Consider the following 7,293-nt stretch of genomic DNA (forward strand, 5'->3'; position numbering starts at 1 on the left):
ACCACAAAACCGATGGCACAGTAAAAGCTTCATATTCGAGGCAGGCAAAACCTGAGGCATGAGGCGTACTTTTACAGTACGCTGCAGTAACGAAGGTTGCAGCATAACGAAGAAGATGGAGTTTTTGCGAAGCCATCAACAGGTATTCAGGAGATCAGCTCGTACTCCTTGAGTACACTCCGGAGCACTTCCCGGTTGCTGTCAGCCAAAGGACAAAGTGGTAAACGCAGTTCCTGTTTCACCTTCCCCATCATTGCCAGAGATTCTTTTACCGGTATAGGATTCGTTTCGATAAACATGGTCTGAATCAACTTCTGCAGCCGCAGGTGAAGCTCCCGGGCGGCGTCCAGGTTACCAGCCGTAAAATGGTCATACAAAGAAGAAAACAGGTCTGGAACAATATTGGCCGTCACCGAAATCACTCCCTTACCACCGACGCACAAGAGGGGGAAAAATATCGGGTCGTCTCCGGAAATCAGGGAGAAGTCAGGACCGCAGGAATTGACGATCGCCGTTGCCCGGCTTATACTGCCGGTGGCTTCCTTGATCCCGACAATCTGGGGAATTTCAGCCAGGCGGGCAACGGTTGCCGGCAGCATATCAATGCCGGTCCGGCTGGGAACATTGTAAAGAACCATGGGAATTTCCACCTTGCCGGCAATGGCGGAAAAATGCTGAAAAAGGCCTTCCTGGGTCGGTTTATTATAATAGGGGGTGATCAGCAGAACACCGTCGGCACCGGCTTCTTTAGCATGCCTGGTCAAGCGGATTGCTTCAGCGGTATTATTTGATCCAGCACCGGCAATCACCGGAACCCGACCGTTAACCGCCTCAATAACCAGCTCAACTACCTGATCGTGTTCGGCGTGGGACAGGGTCGCGGACTCGCCGGTAGTTCCACAGGGAACAATGGCATCCGTCCCATTTTCCAGGTGAAACTCAACCAGGGCCCGAAGGGCCTGTTGATCTATGCTGCCGTTAGTAAACGGGGTGACAATGGCAACCATGGAACCAGAAAACATGGGACATCCTCCTTAAAATAACGGGCTACGATAAAAATTCCTGCACTATGTTTCCCTCATATACTATTTTGGCATCCCCTTCAAGAAAAACTTCCGTAAAACCGGCAGCAGCACGACAGTAATAGACCAGCAGCTTTTCCCCGGATCTAGTTTCAACCCGGGTGGGGGAATCTACCAGTTCCCTGGCGCTGGCCACCAGACAGGCGGCAACCGAACCGGTACCACAGGCAAGGGTTTCATCCTCAACCCCCCGCTCATAGGTCCGCACCTTCAAATTGTGGCGGTCAGCCACTGAAATAAAATTCACGTTAGTACCCGCCGGTTGAAATTGGTCATGAAAACGAAGTAAACGCCCTATTTCCTTGACCCTGGCCACTTCATGGTCTTCGACGATGAGCACCGCATGGGGAACGCCGGTATTGATAAAATCAAGGGTCACGGTTTCATCCCCGGCTTCAAGAACAATCTCCCGGCGGAAATCCACTGGCGGAGGTAATTCCAATTTGACCTGATCCTGGTTAATTTCAGCTCTTATCAGGCCGGCAAGAGTGCGAAAGGTCATCCGGGTTCCGGCCATCTCATGCAGAAAGGCAAAACGGGCGGCACAGCGGCCGCCGTTGCCACACATTTCGGCCTCGGAACCATCGGCATTGTAAAAACGCCAGACAAAATCAACCTCCGGATCATTTTCCAGCAGGATGATCCCGTCGGCTCCAACGCCGGTCTGCCGCTGGCAGAGGCGGGAAATCAGCACTACCCGGTCATCATCCGGAAAAATTCCCTCCCGGTTATCAACCATGATAAAGTCATTACCACTGCCATTCATTTTCCAGAATGGGATTACCGGCACCATTTTTCCCTTTTCCTCAGCCATAGTAGTTTACTCCTTAAATCGGCAAAAAAGTCGGTGTAGTATTCACTGGCATAATCCGGATAGGTCCATGGCAAAGCCTGATAGCTCCCATATTGATAGATAAGGGTCAAATCCGCATAAATTCCTTCACCCAGATAAGGACGATGATATGATTTTTTGGTAGTTGCCAGCACCAGATGTTCAATGGCAAGGTAGCCGGGATCAAGGTTCACGGTTCGCTGACCAGAAGGATCGGCCAGCTGCCCTTCCAGTTTATTAGTCAGGGCTTTCACCGCCGGCAACTGCTGCCGGTGAAATGGCTCGGCAAAAACCGCCAATCGACGCCAGAGCGGGCGGCCCATTTCCCGTTCATAATAAGGACTGAAATCAAAAGGCAACCGGGGCGTCAGGCAATCCAGCAGGCCAAATCTTTCTTCCAACTCGGGAACGACTGCCAGCAGCCTTTCATCCTCACGCCCCAGGATACTGACCAGCAGTAAAACCGGTTCGGGAAGATTGGCACTATCAACACTACTGTTCACGGTATTTTCTATTCTACTCAACTTTCTGAGTTGTTCTAAAAACAGCGGAAATAAATTTACAGTGATGTTCCGGCATGGCTCTCGCTCATTCTCGCCGGCCGTCCATGGCCGGCTTCCGAGGCGTCCGCCGCGAATCACATCGTGTGATTCGTTCGGCGGCCAATACCGCTATGAGCCAAGCCCGAACATCCGGTAATTATGTCCCTGACAACACAAGTCAGAAAGTTGAGTATTCTACAAAACCATCAGTTTCTGATGGTAATCAATAATCTCTGAGGGAGTAACCCGGGCCGTCCCCAATTTGCCCACTGCCACTCCGGCAGCCAGGTTGGCAACTCCTGCAGCTTCAGCCAGCAAAACTCCCGGAACCAGAGCCGCTGCTGTCGCCAGGGCAATGACCGTATCACCCGCTCCCGTCACATCATAAACCTCCTTGGCCAAGGTGGGCAACAACAGCATATCGCCGGCAGGTGGGAAAATTGCCATCCCCTCTTCTCCCCTGGTTATAATAACACTGGCGCTGCGAAACCGCTGTTTAATGAAAATTCCTGATTTTTTGACCGCCACCGGTGTGTCCAGAGAAAATCCGCAGGCCTGTGAAGCTTCCATGGTATTTGGGGTAATCAGATCCAGGTCATGATAAAAAGAAAAATTCTTCACCTTGGGATCCACCGCCAGGAAAACCCCTGCCGCCTGGCAGCCTGCAACCAGATCATCAAAAACGGGTTTATTTATAACTCCTTTCCCGTAATCAGAGATAATCACCCCATCCATATTCACCAACAGCCCCCGAATATATTCCTGAAGCTGGTCAATGGTTACACCATCAAGAGGACCCAGGGTTTCATGATCAAAGCGAACCACCTGCTGGTGCTGGGCAACCACCCGGGTTTTCATACTGGTCCGGCGTTGCTCATCACTGACCAGATAACCGTCCGAGCAATCCATTGCCGACAGCATTGACGCCAGGAGTTCTCCCTCACGATCACGGCCAATAACCGAAATAATTTCCGGTCGGACACCCAAGGCTGCCAGATTACCCACCACATTTGCCGCCCCGCCCGGCAGATTCTGTTCCTTTTGCACCTGAACCACCGGCACCGGGGCTTCGGGAGAAATACGCTCGACGGCACCACGAATAAACTGATCCACCATGACATCACCGACAACCATGATCCGGAGGCCGGCAATCCCGGCGATAATATCTTCCAACCGCTGTCGGGAAAACATTTTCATTTAGTACCTTACTCCTGAAAGTCTGTCACTCTTTTCAGTACCCCCTTGAGGGGTAAAAAAAACAAGAAATTTTTTTAACCACCCGTTCGCTAACGCTCACTTGAGAACACAGAGAGCGCAGAGTTCAAAATGCAGTAATCTCTCTAGAGAAATGGCGAATGTCGAACAGGGAATGGCGAATGTCGAAATTCAAAATTCCCTGTTCGACATACAATATTCTCTGTGTCCTCTGTGTCCTCTGTGGTTTAAAAGAATTTTGGGTTGCGGGACTCGCTCCCGCATCAGGTATTCCTAAATTAAGCGATTAGCTTTTAGCAGTTAGCTATTAGCTCAATAATTACAAGATGTTTAATATCATCAACCTTCACCCGTGGGGTGTTGTTAGTAACCATCGTAAAGCCCTGATTTTTAAAAGCTAATTGCTAATGGCTAAACGCTAATAGCTCAGCTTAGGGTATTATATCCTTACACCTTACACCTTACACCTTTTTCTATTTATACCCAAACCGCTCCAGAGCCGCCGGATTCTTCGTCCAGTTCTTTTCCACCGATACCCACAATTCCAGGAAAACCGGGATCCCGACTAATGCCTCAATTTCTTTGCGGGCCGCCGTCCCGATAGCTTTCAACATCCGTCCCTGGCGGCCGATAATAATCCCCTTCTGCGATGGCTGCTCCACAAAAATCGTCACCCCGATCGACAATCTGGTTTCCCGGTCATGGAAATAGTCAATCATCGCCGCGGTTGAATAGGGCACCTCATGATGGGTAAACTGAAAAATTTTTTCCCGTACCACCTCCTGGACCCAGAAGCGCTCGCTGATTTCAGTATTGACATCCTGGGGAAAAAGAGGCGGTGACTCAGGAAGAAATCGGCACAGTTTCTCAACCAGCGGTTCAACCCCCTCGCCGGTCAGAGCGGAAACTGACTGGATTGAACTCTTTTGATCCGGAAGGTATTTGGCCAGCTGCTGAACCAATGGTAAGTCATCAACCTGCCGGTCAACCAGATCAATCTTGTTGATAACCGGTATGAACTGCCGCTTTTCCCGCACCAGGATGTTCAGCAGATCGTTTTCTCCGGGGCTTAAAGTCTTCTGATCGGCCGCAAATAGAAAGAGGCTCACATCCACATCCCGCAGGACACTCATGGTACAATCCATCAGGGCCTGATTCAGGGAACCTCGCGGCCGATGAATCCCCGGGGTATCAACCAGGATCAACTGCTCATTTTCACGATTTTTAATCCCGACAATCCGGTTCCTGGTAGTTTGCGGTTTCGCCGTAACGATGGCAATCTTCTCCCCCAGAACCTGGTTGAGGAAGGTTGATTTCCCCACATTTGGACGGCCGAAAATTCCCACGTAGCCACAATGAAATACCGTCATATCAGCTTATGTTCCCAGCTCCCAGCTATTGAGGTATTTTTCCTGCTCCGCCGTCAGGGTATCAATTCCAATTTTCATAGCTTCCAGTTTTAAAGCCGCAATGCGCAGGTCAATTTCCCGGGGAACCGCATAAACTTTCTGCTGCAGGGTTTTAGCTTCTTGCACCATATATTCGGCTGACAGGGCCTGGTTGGCGAAGCTCATGTCCATAACACTCGCAGGATGTCCTTCAGCCGCTGCCAGGTTTACCAACCGGCCTTCACCTAAAACATTGATCCGGCGCCCATCCTCTAAAGTGAATTCTTCAACAAATTTACGGATCTGCCGCCGGTTTACGGCCATCTCAGCCAAGGCATCCAGATTAATTTCCACATCAAAATGACCGGAATTGGCAACAATCGCCCCATCTTTCATCACCGCGAAATGAGCCCGATCTATAACATGCATATCACCGGTAACTGTACAGAAGAAATCACCGATTTCAGCCGCCTGCAACAAAGGCATCACCCGAAAACCATCCATAACCGCTTCCAGGGCTGCCAGATGATCGACCTCGGTAACCACCACATTAGCCCCCATACCACTAGCCCGCATGGCCAGGCCTTTGCCGCACCAGCCGTAGCCAGAAACCACAAACGTAGTGCCGGCCAGCAAACGGTTAGTAGCCCTGATGATTCCATCCAGAGTGCTTTGCCCGGTTCCATAACGGTTATCAAAAAAATGTTTGGTACTGGCATCGTTGACTGCCACCACCGGAAAGCACAAAACCCCGTCACGCTCCATACTTTTCAGTCTGATCACTCCGGTAGTGGTTTCTTCAGTCCCACCAATAACTCCGGAAATCAACTGCTGACGCTCTTCAACTGACAGCGTTTCAGCCCAGGCTCTGACCACCGGATTAACCTCAGCCAGTTTATCCAGGGCAATAAAATGGAGGGATGAAACCAGATCAGCCCCGTCATCCATGGTAATGGCAGGGAAATGCTTCAACGCCGCCCGAATATGTTCATAATAGGTAACATTGTCTTCGCCTTTAATGGCATAAACCGGAATCTGGTGGTCAGCCACCAGGGCGGCGGCCACGTCATCCTGGGTACTCAAGGGATTTGAGGCACACAAAACCAGGTCAGCACCACCGTTTTTCAAGGTAATCGCCAGGTTGGCCGTTTCCGTGGTCACATGGAGGCAAGCGGAAAGGCGAACTCCAGCCAGGGGTTTTTCCTTTTTGAACCGCTCATTGATAAGTTCCAGTACCGGCATATTCTGGGCTGCCCATTCAATCCGCAACCGCCCTTCTGATGCCAGATTCAAATCCTTAACGTGATAGTTATCCATTTACTTGCCTTTCTTTAAATGTTTATTTTTCATTCTTAACAACTGGAAAAACTGTTGCAATATCTGCTGCGACTGGCTGGCCAGTACCCCGCCGTTGACAGAGATCTGATGATTCAGGCGGCTATCTTCAACCAGGGAATACAACGATTCAATGGCTCCGGCTTTGGGATCGGCACAACCATACACCAGGCGCTTCAATCGGGCCTGCAGCATGGCACCAGCGCACATGATGCAGGGCTCCAAGGTCACATAAATGGTCACTTCCGACAAGCGCCAGTCACCTACCACCCGGCTGGCTTGAGTCATCACTTCCAGCTCGGCATGGGAAAAAGCCAGCCGTTTCTGTTCTTTGAGATTCCCGCCCCGGGCAATGATTTCATTTCCACGCACAGCCAGGGCGCCAACCGGGGTTTCTCCGGCCAGAAAAGCCAGCCTCGCCTCATCGAGGGCCAGGGACATATAATATCTATCCCACAAGTTCTGATTCATCTAACAAATCGCCCGGTTACTGTCAAGAAAACCACCACCCTTAAACAGAAAAAATATTTGCGGCCAAAAACGATTAATAATTGGTATTTATCACTGTTGCCCGGTATACTTTTTGTGATAATAGTACTTTGTTAACCGAACACTTCTGATATTTAAAAGGCTATATCAAATGACCTATCTCTCAGCCGCAAGCAGTCAATGCCCAGTCATCAGCTACCAGGACAACCGGGACCCCCAAGCCATCAACCTCCCATTGATCAACGAAATTCCTCTGAAGATAATCGTCAACGACCATCCATTCCTGAGCACCAGCCGGACGCCAATTGATGATGAGCTCATGGCTGTCGGCATCCTTTTTGCCGGGGGGATTATAAACTCTGCCGCTGAAATCAGCAATATTCAGTTAGAACCCGGCAATAAAAATAAGG

General features: G+C 50.3%; 9 protein-coding genes. 2 read left to right on the forward strand and 7 right to left on the reverse strand.

The window, feature by feature from the left end; all coding sequences use genetic code 11:
- Positions 1-146: 146 nt before the first annotated feature.
- The 3 genes from dapA to U9P07_08930 are packed head-to-tail and all read right to left on the reverse strand — an operon-like array spanning position 147 to position 2,417.
- The gene (dapA, locus tag U9P07_08920) at positions 147-1,022 is read right to left on the reverse strand and encodes a 4-hydroxy-tetrahydrodipicolinate synthase (protein ID MEA2109525.1); all 876 of its coding nucleotides are present in this window, start codon (positions 1,020-1,022) and stop codon (positions 147-149) included.
- A gap of 25 nt (positions 1,023-1,047) precedes the next feature.
- Complete coding sequence (dapF, locus tag U9P07_08925; GenBank protein MEA2109526.1) at positions 1,048-1,896, reverse strand: diaminopimelate epimerase; 849 nt, start codon at positions 1,894-1,896, stop codon at positions 1,048-1,050.
- Positions 1,863-2,417 carry a DUF4416 family protein gene (locus tag U9P07_08930; protein MEA2109527.1) on the reverse strand — a complete coding sequence of 185 codons (555 nt, stop codon included), beginning with the start codon at positions 2,415-2,417 and terminating at the stop codon, positions 1,863-1,865. Before U9P07_08930 ends, dapF begins: the two co-directional genes overlap by 34 nt.
- 74 nt (positions 2,418-2,491) lie before the next feature.
- Here U9P07_08930 and U9P07_08935 point away from each other — a divergent pair, with 74 nt between their 5' ends.
- Complete coding sequence (locus U9P07_08935; GenBank protein MEA2109528.1) at positions 2,492-2,686, forward strand: hypothetical protein; 195 nt, start codon at positions 2,492-2,494, stop codon at positions 2,684-2,686.
- Here U9P07_08935 and U9P07_08940 read toward each other — a convergent pair.
- From U9P07_08940 to U9P07_08955, 4 genes are all read right to left on the reverse strand, one after another.
- The gene (locus U9P07_08940) at positions 2,652-3,653 is read right to left on the reverse strand and encodes a PfkB family carbohydrate kinase (protein ID MEA2109529.1); all 1,002 of its coding nucleotides are present in this window, start codon (positions 3,651-3,653) and stop codon (positions 2,652-2,654) included. The genes U9P07_08935 and U9P07_08940 overlap by 35 nt on opposite strands.
- 491 nt (positions 3,654-4,144) lie before the next feature.
- Complete coding sequence (era, locus tag U9P07_08945; protein MEA2109530.1) at positions 4,145-5,041, reverse strand: GTPase Era; 897 nt, start codon at positions 5,039-5,041, stop codon at positions 4,145-4,147.
- 6 nt (positions 5,042-5,047) lie between these two features.
- Positions 5,048-6,376, reverse strand: a complete 1,329-nt coding sequence (gene ahcY, locus U9P07_08950; GenBank protein ID MEA2109531.1) for an adenosylhomocysteinase — start codon at positions 6,374-6,376, stop codon at positions 5,048-5,050.
- Entirely contained in the window at positions 6,377-6,865 is a 489-nt protein-coding gene (locus U9P07_08955) for a nucleoside deaminase (GenBank protein MEA2109532.1), read from the reverse strand.
- Positions 6,866-7,034: 169 nt separating this feature from the next.
- On the opposite strand from U9P07_08955, the gene U9P07_08960 reads away from it, so the two are divergent.
- Positions 7,035-7,293: formate dehydrogenase accessory sulfurtransferase FdhD (locus U9P07_08960; GenBank protein MEA2109533.1), on the forward strand; the 259-nt coding region annotated here is incomplete at its 3' end.

It is taken from the genome of Pseudomonadota bacterium (genome assembly GCA_034660915.1).
GTDB lineage: Bacteria > Desulfobacterota > Anaeroferrophillalia > Anaeroferrophillales > Anaeroferrophillaceae > DQWO01.